This window comes from Oscillospiraceae bacterium (genome assembly GCA_025757685.1).
Taxonomy (GTDB): Bacteria; Bacillota; Clostridia; order Oscillospirales; family Acutalibacteraceae; genus CAG-217.
The window spans coordinates 578,648-594,066 of the sequence record CP107220.1; the positions used below are offsets into that span (position 1 = coordinate 578,648).

12 protein-coding genes are annotated in these 15,419 nt (G+C 53.2%); 10 read left to right on the plus strand and 2 right to left on the minus strand.

The genetic code is table 11. From position 1 onward, the window contains the following. Positions 1–91 precede the first annotated feature (91 nt). From OGM59_02525 to OGM59_02565, 9 genes are all read left to right on the plus strand, one after another. Positions 92–2,077 carry a right-handed parallel beta-helix repeat-containing protein gene (locus tag OGM59_02525; protein ID UYI91365.1) on the plus strand — a complete coding sequence of 662 codons (1,986 nt, stop codon included), beginning with the start codon at positions 92–94 and terminating at the stop codon, positions 2,075–2,077. Next, positions 2,074–2,784, plus strand: coding sequence for an NAD-dependent protein deacylase (locus OGM59_02530; GenBank protein UYI91366.1), 711 nt, complete (start codon positions 2,074–2,076; stop codon positions 2,782–2,784). Before OGM59_02525 ends, OGM59_02530 begins: the two co-directional genes overlap by 4 nt. Positions 2,785–2,795: 11 nt before the next feature. Further along, positions 2,796–3,869: a radical SAM protein gene (locus tag OGM59_02535; protein ID UYI91367.1), complete on the plus strand. Its 1,074-nt coding sequence runs from the start codon at positions 2,796–2,798 to the stop codon at positions 3,867–3,869. A gap of 8 nt (positions 3,870–3,877) precedes the next feature. After that, entirely contained in the window at positions 3,878–4,795 is a 918-nt protein-coding gene (locus OGM59_02540) for a hypothetical protein (protein UYI91368.1), read from the plus strand. Between the two features lie 270 nt (positions 4,796–5,065). Next, the gene (locus OGM59_02545; protein UYI91369.1) at positions 5,066–7,486 is read left to right on the plus strand and encodes an MFS transporter; all 2,421 of its coding nucleotides are present in this window, start codon (positions 5,066–5,068) and stop codon (positions 7,484–7,486) included. Between the two features lie 73 nt (positions 7,487–7,559). Then, the gene (locus OGM59_02550) at positions 7,560–7,778 is read left to right on the plus strand and encodes a hypothetical protein (GenBank protein UYI91370.1); all 219 of its coding nucleotides are present in this window, start codon (positions 7,560–7,562) and stop codon (positions 7,776–7,778) included. Beyond that, a complete protein-coding gene (locus OGM59_02555) occupies positions 7,775–8,902 on the plus strand; it encodes an aminotransferase class V-fold PLP-dependent enzyme (GenBank protein UYI91371.1) in 1,128 nt (375 codons plus the stop codon). Before OGM59_02550 ends, OGM59_02555 begins: the two co-directional genes overlap by 4 nt. Before the next feature lie 68 nt (positions 8,903–8,970). Then, positions 8,971–9,837 (plus strand): diadenylate cyclase CdaA, encoded by an 867-nt coding sequence (cdaA, locus tag OGM59_02560; protein UYI91372.1) that lies wholly within the window; start codon positions 8,971–8,973, stop codon positions 9,835–9,837. Beyond that, on the plus strand, positions 9,834–11,123 hold the full coding sequence (locus tag OGM59_02565) for a CdaR family protein (GenBank protein ID UYI91373.1): 1,290 nt from the start codon (positions 9,834–9,836) through the stop codon (positions 11,121–11,123). Before cdaA ends, OGM59_02565 begins: the two co-directional genes overlap by 4 nt. Positions 11,124–11,217: 94 nt before the next feature. Here the strand turns inward: OGM59_02565 and OGM59_02570 are convergent, their stop codons facing one another. Both OGM59_02570 and OGM59_02575 read right to left on the minus strand, forming a co-directional pair. Further along, entirely contained in the window at positions 11,218–12,138 is a 921-nt protein-coding gene (locus OGM59_02570; protein UYI91374.1) for a 2-oxo acid dehydrogenase subunit E2, read from the minus strand. A 30-nt stretch (positions 12,139–12,168) separates the two neighbouring features. Then, positions 12,169–13,548 (minus strand): 4-hydroxybutyrate CoA-transferase, encoded by a 1,380-nt coding sequence (locus tag OGM59_02575; protein ID UYI91375.1) that lies wholly within the window; start codon positions 13,546–13,548, stop codon positions 12,169–12,171. Between the two features lie 178 nt (positions 13,549–13,726). On the opposite strand from OGM59_02575, the gene OGM59_02580 reads away from it, so the two are divergent. After that, complete coding sequence (locus OGM59_02580) at positions 13,727–15,364, plus strand: hypothetical protein (GenBank protein ID UYI91376.1); 1,638 nt, start codon at positions 13,727–13,729, stop codon at positions 15,362–15,364. Positions 15,365–15,419: the final 55 nt, after the last annotated feature.

A 15,419-nucleotide genomic window follows, 5' to 3' on the forward strand; every position in this document is an offset into this window, starting at 1 on the left:
TTTCAAAAAAACGCACCTGCTTTCTTGACACTTTCAGTCTACTATACTAATATATACAGGAATAGAAGTAAAGAGGGAGTTTTTAGTTTTTATGCAAAAAATGCGTTTTTTTCGCCGGTGCCTTCCGCTGTTTTTGGCCTTTTGGCTGCTACTGGCAGTGGCGGGCGCGCCCTTTGCTGCTTATGCAGGGGAGAGCGTGACTGTGCGGGACAGCAGCGGGAAGGTGTGCTACGCTGCGCCCATGGATCCGGAGAACGCTTGCCCGGCGCTGCAATCGGCGCTGGACACGGTGCGCAGCGGCGCCTACGGCACCTGCACGGTTACCGTGACCCCCGGGGAATATCGAATGACAAAGAGCGCTGTGCTGGCGTCTGATATGACCCTGAACCTGACAGGGGTGACCCTACTCAATGCCAATGCAGGCAAGGGTAACATCTTTATCTCACCCAATCGGGACCGTACCGGCAAGGACTACACCGAATATTCTGCGTTGGAGAACTGCACGCTGCGGGGCGGCACGCTGGATTATGCGCCGGGCAATACCAACGGCTCCTGCCTGCTGCGCCTGGCGCATTGCAAGAATGTGACCGTGGACGGCACGGCATTTCTCAACAACACAGACTCCCACCACGCAGAATTGGCCGCCGGGTACAATGTGCGGTTCGTAAACTGCCTGTTCTCCGGTCAGACCAATCAAACGGAGAGCAGTGCGGAGGCGCTGCAAATTGATATTTTAGAGAAAAATCGGCACTTCGCCAACTTTCCGGCCTATGACGGCACGATGAACCAAAAGATCACCGTAGAGGACTGCACATTTCAGGACCTGATCTGCGGGGTAGGCACCCGCAACGCCTTTGCCGGGCGGTATCAGAAGGGCGTTACCATTCGTGGCAACACCTTTCGGCGCCTGCAAGGCACGGCTATTGTGTGCACCAATTATGTGGATACAGTGGTCGAGAAGAACACCATCACCGACTGCGGTCGGGGCGTGGCATATTATATGTGCAAAAACAGCGGCGTGACCGATGTGTTCACCGACGGCAGCGGCAAGGTGCTGGGTAAGCGCAATACGGACTGCGGCAGCCGCATTACCGACAATATCATCTCCGTTTGTCAAACAGCGGAGATGGACAAGCCCAGGGGTATGTTTCTGTACGGCGGCAAGGCCACCGGCAAAATGCCTGCCGGAAATTATGCAGTCTATAACCTGACGGTCAGTGGTAACACCCTTACCACCACCGGCGGCGGGATCACCGGCACCGATCTGCAAAACTGCACGCTTGCAGACAACCGCATTACCCATACCGGTGCGGCGGCGGAGACCACTGTGGGAATTCTCCTTCACGGCAGCAGTGGTAATTTGATCGAGAAAAATACTTGCACCGCCCTACACAACGGGCTGAAGTGTATGGACGCCTCCCACAACAACGAGCTGCGGAGCAATACGGTAACGAACAGCCGCTCCAGCGCCGTTTGCATTGTGGACAGCAACGGGGTAGAGGTGACGGAAAACACCATTCGCGCCGGGGCCACCAACGGCATTTTTGTGCAGCGGAGCAAAAAGGCGCGTCTGCTGCGCAATACCATTCAGGCAATGGGTCATAACGGCATTTGCCTGGCGGAGAAGAGCACTGCCGCCACCGGCAGCAATCGGATCAGCGGCTGCCGTCGCTATGGGATGAGTTCCCAGCCGGGAACTGCCCTGACCACCGTGGGCGATCGGCTTACCGGCAACACCAAGGGGCAGGGAATCGCGCAGGGCAGCAAGAATATGAAGTTCTCAACCATAGGCAGTACCCGCCTGGTAGGCGGCCGGATCCGCCGTGGCAAATATAAGGGCAAGATCGCCCTGCAGTGGAAAGCGGTCCCCGGCGCCAAGCAATATGTGCTTTACCGTAGAGACGGCAGCATCCGCGGCAAATACCGCCGGGTGGTAACGCTTACCGGCACCCGCTATATCGACACAGCCCCCAAGCGGGGCAAAACCGCCGCCTATCGCCTGGTGGCGCAAACCAAAACAAACGGCGTGACTGCGGAAAGCCCCGTGGCGCGCGCCGCAGTGAGGATTAAAGGATGACTTTACAGGAAATTGTAGATCGTTCTCGGCGCATCGTCTTTTTTGGCGGCGCCGGGGTGTCTACCGAGAGCGGTATTCCGGACTTTCGCAGTGTGGACGGCTTGTATCATCAGCAATATGACTATCCGCCGGAGCAGATCCTTTCTCGCAGCTTTTTTGACGAGAACCCGGCGGAATTCTACCGCTTTTACCGCAGCAAAATGCTGTGCCCGCATGCCAAGCCTAACGCTGCCCATTACAAATTGGCAGAGCTGGAGCAAGCAGGCAAGTGCACCGCTGTGGTGACCCAGAATATTGACGGCCTGCACCAGGCAGCGGGCAGCCGCACGGTATATGAGCTCCACGGCTCCGTGCTGCGTAATCACTGTATGCGCTGCGGCAGAGCCTACGGTGTGGAGGCGGTGGCAGAGGCTGCCGGTATACCCCGGTGCGTTTGCGGTGGGATTATCAAGCCGGATGTGGTGCTGTATGAGGAAGGACTTGACCAACAGACCGTAGAGGGCGCCGTACATGCCATTGCCCGGGCAGACTGCCTGATCGTGGCGGGTACATCTCTTTCTGTGTACCCGGCGGCGGGCTTTATCCGCTACTTTCAGGGGGAGCACTTTGTACTCATTAACCGGGATCCTACCCCGGCGGACAAGCTGGCAGACTTGGTGCTGCACCAAAAGGTGGGGCAGGTGCTGTCCCAAATTCAAGTACGCTAACGGAGGCGCTTATGCCCATTTCAGTGATGCTCAAGCCGGCTTCCGGCAACTGCAATCTGCGGTGTAAATACTGCTTTTACCACGACCTGGCTGCTACCCGGCAGACGGAGAACAAGGGTTATATGACCCGGGATACCGCCTTGCAGGTGATGGACAAAGCCCTGGCTTTTGCCGGGGACGGACCGGTATATTTTACCTTTCAGGGCGGGGAACCGCTGCTGGCGGGGAAAGACTTTTTTCGCTTTTTCTTCTCCTCTTGCAAGGAACGGCAGCGCCCCGGCGTGACCGTCCAGTTCTGCGTGCAGACCAACGGTACTTTGCTGGACGACGAATGGTGCGACCTGTTTTTGGAATACGGCTGTTTGGTGGGTGTGTCTCTGGACGGCGACCGGGAGGGCAACCGTTACCGGGTGTACCCGGACGGACGCAGCTCCTTTGACGATGTGTTTCACGGTGTGCAGCTGCTGACCCGGCGCAGGGTGCCTTTTAATATTCTCTCGGTGCTCACCGCTTACGGTGCTACCCATGTGCGATCGTCCTATCGCTTCTTTAAGCAGCAAGGGCTGCGCCACTTGCAGTACATACCCTGCCTGCGCCCCTTTGCCATGGATGCGCCGGAGGATCTGTTTATGACCGATGACGACTACGCCGCCTTTTTGCAGCAGGGGTTCAAGCTGTATGCCAACGATGCCCTGCGGGGTAACCCGGTGTCTGTGCGTATGTTTGACAATTACTTGCTGCTGGCTCGGGGGCAGAACGCAGAGCAGTGCGGTATGAACGGCACCTGCGCTACCCAGTTTGTGGTGGAGGCGGACGGCAGTACCTACCCCTGTGACTTTTACTGTACCGATGATTGGTACCTGGGCAATATCTGTGCCGGGGATTTTGACGGCTTTTTCCATAGTGAAAAGATGGTGGAATTCTTAAAGAATTCTTTTCAGTTGCCCCCGGCGTGCAAGACCTGCCGCTGGTTCACGCTTTGTCGGGGCGGCGGCTGCAAGCGCAACCGAGTGGGCACGGATTATTGCCGGGCTTACCAAACTTTTTTTGCAAATACGGAGCATTTGTTTGCTCAACTGCGTTGAGGTGTTTTATGAAAAAGACGATTTCTGTACTGCTGGCACTGGTACTGACGGTGGGACTGTTCTCTGCCTGCTCAAAGGATGGTAAGGAGGAGACGACCACGGCTGCGCCTGCCGCTTACACCCTGGCCTATACGTATGACAGCCATTATAAGCAGACGGACCCCAGTGCTGTGCGGGCGTATGAGAAGATCGCCAAAGCCATTGCAGAGGGCGGTGTGGCCGTGCGGGTGAATACGGATATGATGGACGATGTGAACCGGCTGCTGTACACAGGCTTTCCGCTGATGGCGCTGGTGGACACGGTTTCGGTGAACAGCGACAATTCCGGCGTGACCATCAAATATAAAAACGATACGGATACGCATCGCCGGCTGGTGGGCGCCTTTTCCCAAAAGGTCCATACCATTCTGAAAGCCTGCGGCAAGGGCACGGTGAGCAATAATGTGTATCTCCTCAATGTGTACCACTATGTGGCAACCCACACGACTTATGACGACAGTGCGACCGACACTTACACCGCCATTTTGCAAGGCAAGGGCATGAGTGCTGCCATCAGCGGTATGTTTGAGTTCCTGCTGCAACAGGGCGGGGTGGACGCCGGGCATATCGTCGGCAAGGACGCCGCCGGTAATCCCTGGTACTTTACCCGTTGTACCCTGGGCGACACGGTGTATAACTTTGATGTGGCAACGGAGCTGTCTGTGCGCAAAGGGGAGGGGCTGACCTGCTTTGCTATGACGGATAAGGAACTGCAAACCGGTGGACTGCAAAAAGGTTTTACCTACTCGGATAATGAAAAGGCGCCGGCAGTGAAGATGAAAAAGAACCCCTATGCCGCCCTACGCTCCTGTGCGTACTTTACGCTGGAGGGCAACACCCTAACTGCCGTCTTGTACAGCGGTAAGACCGCCGCCTTTACTCTGTAAAGGAACAAATAACAACCAAGCGAAGTGATGTGTAACCCGACACCGCCGCTTTGGAGCCGCCGAAAAACTTTCGGCGGTTTTTTTGTATCATTTGTCTATGAATTCTGCACATTTTGGAAAATAATAGACAAAAACAGAGAAAAATGTCTAAAAATATTTTGGACATTACAAGTTGCACAGAAAATTTCTGCGGACAAATTTCTTTTTTGGTTGTAATTGATAAACCGATTTGTTATAATATTGCAGAAATATGACACAGGGGGAGATCCAATGGCAGAACAAACCGGCCTGAAAGCAAAAGCCACAGGCCTCATCGACAACATTAAGTACTACTGGACAGAACCGCCGAAAGGCAAGTATATGTCTTTCAAAGAGGTGGCTGCTTATTCCGTAGGCGGTATCGGCGCATACTTCTTGATTTCTATGGGCGCTGCGCTAGTCGTCTCTACCACAAATATGATCGTAGGCGGCGCAATCGGCGTTGCACCTATGGATATGTATGTGCTTTACCTGATTTCTACCTTGGCAAACATTCCGCTGACGGCGGTGCGTGCCAACATGGTAGATAATACACGCGGTAAGGGCGGTAAATATCGTCCCTACCTGATTTCTATGGGTATTCCTACCGCCGTGATTTCCTTGGCGTATGTGTGGTTCCCGTATGATTCTATGTATTCCTTATTCTCCGGTAAGATTATGGGGTACGAGGGCGGCTACATAGCTAAGTGCGTCATGGTATTGATCTTTAACTTGTTGCTGCAGTTCTTCTTTAACTTCTTCCAGGATGCATATACCAACTTGATTCACGTGCTTTCTCCCAATACGCAGGAGAGAACGGATGTTTTGGCAATCAAGAGCGTTGTGTATTCCTTAGCACCGTCTATCATCAATATCGTGCTGCCGTTGGTTGCGCAGTTTGCCACCAACAACGACCTGTATGATATTCGTGTGTATCGGATTTCTTACCCGGTGTTTGCCGTTCTCGGTATGGTGCTGACCATTATGGTTTATGCCAACACACAGGAAAAAATCGTGCAGGCTAAGACCCATACCATTCAGATTAGCTTTATTGACTCCTTTAAGGCAGTTGCCAAGAATAAGTATTTCTGGATTATTGCTTTGGCCGGATGGATTGGCTTCTTGGAGAGTGCATACGGCAATATTTTGACCTGGTCTTATAACTACGGTCATACCTGCAGTGGCGGTACATTCGCCTTGATTCAAACCTTGACCGGTAACGCTTCTTTGTGGGGTATGTTATTGGCCCCCATTTGTATTCGCAAGTGGGGCAAGAAGAAGGTACTGATTGCCGTAAACTTTGCAAACATTGTTTGTATTCTTTCTATGATTATCAATATGCGCAGCATTTGGTGGCTGTTTATCTGCGTGTACTTTAACTGGTTGGTTGGTGCATTTGAACAGATTACCACACCTGCCATTCAGGCAGATATTCGTGACTATCAGCAGTATCGTTCCGGTGAGCGTATTGACGGTATGTTTGCAACCGTGCTGACCATTGGTAATATCGTAACATTGCTGACCTCTGCCGTTCTGCCTGCTGTGTATCAGAGATACGGCGTGTATGAGGGCAACGGCTACAAAAACTCCTTTGATATTTTGGATGTAAACAACGGCGACCCGGACTTGCTGTACAAGCTGATGAGCGTGCTGATTATTATGGCTGCCGTGGGTGCATTCCTGAATATGGCGCCTTACTTCTTCTATGATTTTAATGAGAAGAAGCAAAAGAGCGTAATCCGCGTGTTGCAGGTGCGTTCTCTGTTTGAGGACTTTGGCAACAAGGCGCTGAATAATCACCAGATTGTTGAAGCCATTGATATGGTAAACAACGCCCGTGAAATGGCTGTTGCTACACCTAAGACCGTAGATAAGAGCAGCTATCGCAATATCAGCGATAAGGCAGAGCGTAAGGCTGCCAAAAAGCAGTATCGTGCTGATTTGGAATACAATGAGGAAATTGAGATTTCTCAGTTCGTCTGCAAAGAGCTGGATAAGTTCGGCCTGCCTGTAACGCAGCATCAGGTTGCGGAGTATTCTAAGGTATATGCGCTGGGTCTGGACGGCATTAAGTCTGCTGATTTGGCAGAGCTGCGTCGGGAGCTGGCTGCTGCGAAGGCTATGCCGAAGGATACGGAAGATGAGAAAGAAATCCGTAGTTTCTCTATTGAAATTGCTAAGAAAAAGATTTCTGCCAAGAAGGCACACGATAAGTATTACGGCACCGTAAAAGAATTCGTTTCTCCGGATATGGAGGCACTGACCGAGCTGTTCAATCGTGAGGACGACCTGGACGCGCGTATTGCTGAATTGGTTGAGGCCAAGGAAGTTGCCCGCAAGGCGAGGGACTTGGATAAGGTTCGTGAGTTGCGTGCTGAAATTAAGAATGTACAGGCACAGCGTAAGTCTGTATTGGCAAAATCTAAGGCTTTGCAGGACGAGTTTGCACGCTTTAACCGTGCGGCGAAGCCCTACAATGACGCACAGAAGCTGCTGGTACAGGAAGAGAATTACAAGCACTTTGACGAAATTGCCGCTTTGTATGATGAAGCAAAGGCTGCCGCTGCTGAGGAAGACAAGCAGAAGGAAGCTCGCTTAGCTGAGAAGCGTGCAGAGGAAGAGGCAGAACTGGCTCGCCGCAAGGCCGAGAAGGCTGCCAAGAAGCGTAAGTAATCAAAAAGTAAACCCTACATAACGAAAACCCCATTTCCGCATAGGATAAACTATGACAGGAAATGGGGTTTTTATGATGATATATGAGATCAAGGTTGGTTCTGTGACCAACGCACAAAGGGGGGCCAAGCTGCTGAAAAATGCGGGTTACCGTGTGTTTGTACACAAGCAGCTGCGCCCCAGCCCGGCGGACGGATGCGGGTATCTGTTACGGCTGGAGGACGGCGATGGGGAGGCGCTGGAACTGCTACGGCAGCATGGGGTGCGGATCACCGGGGTGGAGCAGCTATGATTTATTTAGACAATGCGGCCACCACCTATCCCAAGCCGTTTTCCGTGCTGGAGACGGTGTACCGGGCCAATCGTAAGTATGCGTATAACAGTGGGCGTGGCGGCTATCGGGAGTCTGTGCAGACGGCAGAAAAGATTTTTGCTGTGCGGGACTGCCTGGGCCGCTTTTTTCATTGCCCGGAGCAGAATATTGTGTTTACCAACAATTGCACGACTGCAGTGAATACGGCACTGAAAGGACTGCTGAAGCCCGGGGATCATGTGCTGATCTCCGCCTTGGAGCATAATGCGGTGTTTCGACCCATCTACAAGCTGGCCCGGGAGGGGCGTATCACCTACGACCTGGTGCCGTATCACCCGGACCCGGACCGCTTTTTACAGAATATCCGGGCACTGGAGCAGCCCAATACGGCGATGGTGGCCATGCTCCATGCTTCCAATGTGTTTGGGGTGGTACACCCGCTGGGGCTTGTTGGCGACTACTGTCACCGCAAGGGCTGGCTCTTTGTGGTAGACGCCGCTCAAAGCGCAGGCATTTTGCCTATTGATATGCAGGCAATGCATATTTCCGCCCTGTGCGCCCCGGGGCATAAAAGTCTGTTCGGCACCATGGGCACCGGCGTGCTGGCGCTGGCTGACGGCATTTCACCGGACAGCCTGACCGAAGGGGGTACCGGCAGCCACTCCTTTGACCCGCAAATGCCGCCGGATCTGCCGGATCGGCTGGAGGCAGGAACGCTGAACAACCCGGGTATTCTCTCTCTGGGTGCCGGTGTGCGGTTTATTGAAAAGACCGGTCGGGCAGAAATACACGAGTACGAAATGCGCTTGACCCGATGGTTGTATGAGGAGTTGGCCGCCTGTCCGGGGATAAAGCTGTACACGCCCCCGGAGCATATTGGCGTGCCGGTGCTCAGCTTTAATGTGGACGACCGCACCTCGGAGGAGACAGCAGCTTATTTGGCTGCCCGGCAGATCGCTGTGCGTGGCGGGTATCACTGCGCCCCTTGCGCCCATCGGTTTTTTGGTACGGATAAGCGGGGCACTGTGCGGATCAGTCCCGGCGTGTTTACCGGGATGAACGAATGTGAATATTTCCTGAATTCTGTAAAATTCCGGGAATAACCCTTTATTTGACTTTCAAAGTATGTTACAATCAGTATAAGGAATTGTATAAGTGAGGATGTGAATGTATGAGTGCCATCGGCGACTTCTTTAATAAGATACTCAGCGTGTTTTCCACCTTTGGCATTAGCGACGCACTGGATATTCTGTTTGTGGCCGTAATCATTTATGGCTGCATTCGCATTATTCGTGAAACGCGGGCAATGCAGTTGGCTAAGGGCATCTTGCTACTGCTGGTGATGTATGGCATTGTTAATTTGCTGCACATGGAGGCTTCCAGCTTTATCTTTAAGAGCATTTTTTCCAATATTTTGCTGCTGGCGGCTATTTTATTCAGTCCGGAGCTGCGGAATATTTTGGAGCAGGTGGGTAAAGGCGCCACCGGTAAGAGCCTAAAGACGATCATTCACCCGGGAGTTGCCATTGATGTGGCGGAGATCGGCGACTGTATTGAGGCCACTTGTAAGGCCTGCTCGGATATGAGCGACCAGCATGTGGGCGCCCTCATCGTGTTTGAGAACGAGACGATGCTGGGCGATATTATTGCCAGCGGCACGGAACTGCACGCCAAGGCCTCTCGCCAGTTGATTGAGAATGTGTTTTTCCCCAAATCACCGCTCCATGACGGCGCACTTGTGATTCGGGACGGGCGGCTGTACGCAGCCGGTTGTATTCTGCCTTTGACCAAAAAGAGCGTGTCCTCCGCCCTGGGCACCCGCCACCGTGCGGGTATCGGTTTGACGGAGCAGTCCGACGCTGTGGTGGTGATTGTCAGCGAGGAAACCGGTGCCATTTCCGTTGCTATAGGCGGTGTGCTGAACCACGATGTGTCTGACGGCGATCTGCGCGATATTTTGAAAACGGAATTTCTGCCCAGCGGTTCCTCCTCAGACGATAAAATTATCTCCCGTCTGGTAAGGAGGATGAAAAAATGAGCGAACAGCAAAAGCCCAAAAAGCGCTTTTCTTTGCGCAAGCTGATCTATAATGACAAGAACTTAATTATTATTTCTCTGCTGGCGGCGGTGTGCATTTGGATTGCCACCTCGATGAATTTGTCACCGGAGACCACCAAGAATATTTCTGTTCCGCTGAAGATCGACTTTTCCGACACGGTGACGGAGGAGTTGGGATTTAAGTGCTACGGCGAGAGCAGTATGACGGTGAATGTGACCGTACGAGCCAAGAAGTACCTGGCTAAGGATATTTCTGCCGACGATTTGGATGTGAAGCTGCAAACCAGTTCGGTGACCACCACCGGCATCCACGAGGTTCCCATCAGTGTCAGCGCCGGGGACAGCGGCGATTTTACCGTTGAGAGCTATTATCCTACTGTGTATACCGGATACTTTGATGTACCGGAGGAGCAGGAGATGGAAATTAAGCTGAATTACAACACGAAGGACTATGTGGCAGACGGCTTTGTGGCAGGGGAGAGCCTGCTCAACGAACCGAATGTGGTGGTTAGCGGCCCCAAGACCTATGTTGCACGGGTCAGCAAGGTAGTAGCCGATGTGAATTTAAACGACAAGCTGTCGGAGACTGCCACCATCAATATTGAGCCAAAGGCCGTGGATGTGTACGGTAACAAGGTGGACTACATTTCCCTGAATTACGGCGCAGAGAAGTTGACCTTGACCATACCGGTACTCAAGGTGAAGCAGTTGAGTACCCATGTGACCTTAACAGACGCGCCGGAGTCGGTAGATCTGTCTAAGATCAAGATTTATTACAGTACAGACAGCATTCGCGCCGGCGTACTGGCCGGAACGGATATTAAGGCGGCCGAGCTGGGCGAGGTGCACTTTACCGACCTGCGGGTAGGGGAAAACACCTTTACCTTTAACGCCACCCAGCTGGAGGGAATCACCGTATTGGACGATACAGAGAAAGTCACCGTACGGGTGGTGGTGCCCTCGGATTACACCAGCAAGGACATTGATGTGTCTGCCGCCGGGGTTAAGCTGAACAATGTGCCGGCGGGCTACACTGCCAAGGTAACAGCGCTGAACAGCGACTCGGTGACCATCATCGGACCAAAAAGCGCCATTCGCGGACTAAAGGCCAAGAATGTGATGCTCTCTTGCGATCTGACCGCCAAGAAGGGCGAGAGCATTAAGACCGGCACCCGCCAACTGCCGGTGACCGTCAGCATTGCAAAGGCAGACGGCACCTGGGCCTACGGCACTTACCAGGCCACCGTGGAGCTGAGCAAAAAGTAAAACCAAATACCAAATATAAAAAAGAGCGGCAGCCGAAAGGCTGCCGCTTTGGCATACGCGCCAAAGGGGGTATGGCGTGTATGAAGGGGGCGGATTATTTCCACTGCTTGAGCACTTCTGCATTGGCAAAGATCTCGTCCAGCTTGCGCATAAAGGGGATGATATCGCTGTAATCCAGCGCACGATGATCCATGGCGATGGTGATGGGCAGAATTTGGCGCACCGCAATGGTGTCGTTGCCCTGTGCGTCTGTGATTACGCAAGGACGCTTTTGGATAGAGTCAATGGCAAAGGCCGTGGTTTGGGGCGGAATGATCTCCAAGAGGGCACAACTGCCCTTGTGTTCTCTATAAATAGAGCCTATGTTGGAGATGGTTGTGGTGCCCTGCTCAATATCTTTCTTGGTCAGGCGATCCGTGGTGGGGATGGAATAATATTTTTTCTTCTCCGCACCGTGGAGCGTGGTGACCTTGTGGGCGCCGGTCTTGGAGCCGATCAGCCGCATTACCGTCTGTGCCACCTTGCCCTGTTTCAGTCGCTGCAAGGTGTTGTCCAGCGATACCTCGTACATGACCTCGTCCATGTTGGAATTGCGCGCCCGGCGCTCGGTGTCCACAATGGCGGCGGTCATTTCGCTGAGGGTCTTATTTCCCATATCGCGCATGTTGACGGTCATCATCTGTCCGTCCGGCAGCAGCATGGGCATGGACACATCAATGTGGTCAAAATATTTCAGGCACCCGCGCACCAGGCGGCGATTAAACAGCAGGTGTGTGTTCATGGACGGCGCTGCCTTCAACCCCTCGCAGATGATCTTCATCATCACGGTATTCAGAGTGATCTTTTCCTCCCGGCTTTTGCAGTTGGCATTCAACGCTTTGACTACCGGCAAAATATCTGTTACATCTGCCTCGTACATCACGATGGCGTGGGGGATCTCTCGCCAGCTCTCTGTGGTCATGTTGGATACGATTTTGCGTGCAATGCCAAAGTGTTCTTCTTTTATCAGTGCCATTGGTTCTCCTTTTGCTTGGGTATTATATGATTAGCCGCCGATGATGGACACGGCTGTTTTGTATACTTCTTCTCGTACTTCTTTGATGTAGTCGCCGATCTCCTCTCGGGGGAACGGGTCCTCCTTGAACCTGTGACGGTATTCCAACGCCAGCTTGGGTCGGAATTTTGGGTGGCAAATTTTGATCAGTGCCCGCGCCCGTTCCTTGAGCGTCTTGCCTTTTAACTGTGCCACGCCGTACTCGGTGACCACATAGTTCACATCGTTACGCGGGGTGGTGATGGCGCTGCCCTCGGTGATAATGGGCACAATGCGGGAAAGGTGACCCCGCTTGGCGGTTGAGGGCATGGCAATAATGGAGCGGCCGCCACGACTCATGGTGGCGCCTCGCACAAAGTCCACCTGACCGCCTACGGCGCTAAATTGGTTCAGCCCCACGGTGTCTGCGACCACCTGCCCCAGCAAGTCCACTTGCAGGCAGGAGTTAATGGAGACCACATTGTCGTTCTTGGCGATCACCGCCGGATTGTTTACATAATTGATGGGGTGCATCTCTACGGATGGATTGTTGTTGATATAAGCGTTCAGTTTATCCGTACCCAAGGCGGCGCCAATGACGGTGCGGCCTCGGTGAATTTGCTTTTTCGCATTGTTGATGACACCTGCCTCCAGCAGGTCCACCACGCCGTCGCCTACCAGTTCACTGTGCAGGCCTAAATCCTTTTTGTTCCACAGTTGGGCGCACACGGCGTTGGGAATACCGCCGATACCCAGTTGCAGGCAGTCGCCGTCGTGGATCAGGTCGGCGCGGTTTTTGCCGATCTGCAGCTCCACCTGGCTGATCTCTGCGGAGGGCACCTGGGGCAGAGGCTCGTTGATCTCTACAAAGGCGTCAAATTCCCGTACATGGCGAATGCTGTTGCCAAAGGTGCGGGGCATATAGCTGTTGACCTGGGCAATTACGGTTTTGGCCACGCCGCACACACCCTTGGTGTAGTCCACGGTGGTGCCAAAGGATACATAGCCGTGCTCGTCCGGCGGCGATACCATCACCACTGCCACATCCGGGCACACATAATTCTCCAGCAGGTCCGGAATCTCATAAAAATGGCAGGTGGTAAAGTCGCAAGTGCCGTTGGCAATGGCGTTCCGGTTACCGGCAGAGGCAAACAGACAGTTCAGGTGAAAGTGCCCGGCCATTTCCGGCGCCGTCCAGGGGCAATCCCCTAAGGTGAGCATGGAGATGATCTCCACATCCTGAAAGTTCCAGTACTGCTCCACCAGCGCCCGTTCAATGCCCAGCGGCTCGCCGCAGGCAAAGCCGGTGACTACCTTGTCTCCGTTATGGATCAGGGCAATGGCTTCGTTTACGGTCATTCGCTTTGACTGATATATGCTTTTCCAGTCCATAGGCTCTCCAAAATCCTGTGTACAGCACAGTAATAGACAAAATCGAAAAAATGACGAATAAACGCCAATTCTTTAGGAATTAGTATAGTATTAGGCGCGCTGTTTGTCAATGAATTCTTGCATTTGCGTGCCGTTTTTTGTATGATAAAGGTAATCTGTACTATTTGTGAGGTTCATTATGATCTATGAAGTGACGCAGTTTGGCCTGCCTAAGAATATTGCCGCCGGGGTGACGGAAGCCCTGCGCCAAATGCAGCCGGGGGACACCCTGCACTTTCCTAAGGGGGAGTACCATTTTTACAAAGACTATTGCCAAAGTTTGTTGGTACACACCAGCAATACAGACAGCTTTCAGCGGCCGAAAAAGACCTTTGGCATTTTGTTGCAGGATAAAGAGCAACTGACCCTGGACGGGGACGGCTCCGTTTTTGTGTTCCACGGCAACATCAGCGCTTTAGGCGTACTGCGGTGTCGGCAGATCACTCTGCGGAATTTTACCATTCGTTACGCCTGCCCCACCAATGTGGAGCTGGAGGTGACCGCCAAGCAAGGCCACACGGTCAGCTATCGAGTGCCGGAGAATCAGCCCTTTTATATGGACGGCGGCAGCGTGGTCTTTTTTGAGCAAAGTCCCTTTACCAAGAAGAATTACTGGCAAATGCGCAACAACGAGAACAGCAGCTGCGCCGTGCGTCACCAGGGGGAGACGGTGTTCCGTGAGGTGGACCAGCCGTTTTTTGGACTGCACCGCACCCGCCGCACCGGGGCGCGCACCTTCGATGTATGGTCCCTGCGGAAGAAGAAATATCAGATCGGGGAGACGGTCGCTCTCTCTATGAACAACTGCCGAGAGACGGCAGGCGCCTTTTTCTCCGAGAGCAGCGACCTTGCCGTGGCACAGGTGACGGTGAATTACCTGCACGGCTTTGGCTGGTTGACCCAAATGTGCCGGGATGTGTCCTTTACCGGGGTGCACTTTCACCCGGATTCGCAGCATCATGTGTCGTCTTTTGCGGACTGTATTCATGTGTGCGGCTGTAAGGGCACGGTTACCATAAAGGACTGTTCCTTTACCCAGGCCCATGACGACGCGATCAACATTCACGGTGCGTTCCTGCGCTTTGTGCGCCGCGTTGACGACCATACGGCGGTATTTCAGTTCGTGCACCGACAGCAGGGCGGCTACCGGGCGTTCTTCCCCGGCGATACGGTGCGTTTTTATTATCGCAGCTCTTTGCAGCCCTGTGGAGAAGAAAATACCGTGGCTGCGGCGGAGGACGATATAGATGCCAAAACCTGCACCTTGACCTTTGATCGGCCTTTGCCGGAGGATATAGACGCCAAGTTCCGAGGCCAGCAGAATGTGGTGATTGAGAATGCCAGCTACTGCCCGAATGTGGAAATCAGCGGTTGTTCCATTCACGGCATTCCCACCCGGGGCATTCTCTGTACCTCCGGCGGTCATGTAGATATTCATCACAACACCTTTGAGCATGTGTTTATGGCCAATGTGTTCGTCAGCAATGACGCCAACGACTGGTATGAGTCCGGCCCGGTGCGGGATATGCAAATTCATCACAATGTATTCCACCTGCCAACCCTGCGGCAAAAGCGGTTTTGGCCCACGCTGGCGGCGGTGCTGGTGGAGCCGATCACGCTGGGCGGCAAGATCACCGCGCCCGTTCACAGCGGTATTCGTATTTTTGAGAATGAGATCACCCTTACTGACGGCTACGCGCTTTGGAGCAAAGGCGGCGGGGATATTGAGATCGACGACAAGGAACACCCGGTACATATCGAACCGCTGGACAAATAAAAAGATATATAAAAGCAGCCTTTCCGTTCATTGTCGGAAAGGCTGTTCCTTTATG

Bases quoted from the DNA above. Each gene is read 5' to 3' on its own strand.
- OGM59_02555 (UYI91371.1), top strand. From the start codon at position 7,775: ATGATTTATTTAGACAATGCGGCCACCACCTATCCCAAGCCGTTTTCC.
- OGM59_02565 (UYI91373.1), top strand. From the start codon at position 9,834: ATGAGCGAACAGCAAAAGCCCAAAAAGCGCTTTTCTTTGCGCAAGCTG.
- OGM59_02530 (UYI91366.1), top strand. From the start codon at position 2,074: ATGACTTTACAGGAAATTGTAGATCGTTCTCGGCGCATCGTCTTTTTT.
- OGM59_02535 (UYI91367.1), top strand. From the start codon at position 2,796: ATGCCCATTTCAGTGATGCTCAAGCCGGCTTCCGGCAACTGCAATCTG.
- OGM59_02545 (UYI91369.1), top strand. From the start codon at position 5,066: ATGGCAGAACAAACCGGCCTGAAAGCAAAAGCCACAGGCCTCATCGAC.
- OGM59_02570 (UYI91374.1), bottom strand. From the start codon at position 12,138: ATGGCACTGATAAAAGAAGAACACTTTGGCATTGCACGCAAAATCGTA.
- OGM59_02575 (UYI91375.1), bottom strand. From the start codon at position 13,548: ATGGACTGGAAAAGCATATATCAGTCAAAGCGAATGACCGTAAACGAA.
- OGM59_02525 (UYI91365.1), top strand. From the start codon at position 92: ATGCAAAAAATGCGTTTTTTTCGCCGGTGCCTTCCGCTGTTTTTGGCC.
- cdaA (UYI91372.1), top strand. From the start codon at position 8,971: ATGAGTGCCATCGGCGACTTCTTTAATAAGATACTCAGCGTGTTTTCC.
- OGM59_02580 (UYI91376.1), top strand. From the start codon at position 13,727: ATGATCTATGAAGTGACGCAGTTTGGCCTGCCTAAGAATATTGCCGCC.
- OGM59_02550 (UYI91370.1), top strand. From the start codon at position 7,560: ATGATGATATATGAGATCAAGGTTGGTTCTGTGACCAACGCACAAAGG.
- OGM59_02540 (UYI91368.1), top strand. From the start codon at position 3,878: ATGAAAAAGACGATTTCTGTACTGCTGGCACTGGTACTGACGGTGGGA.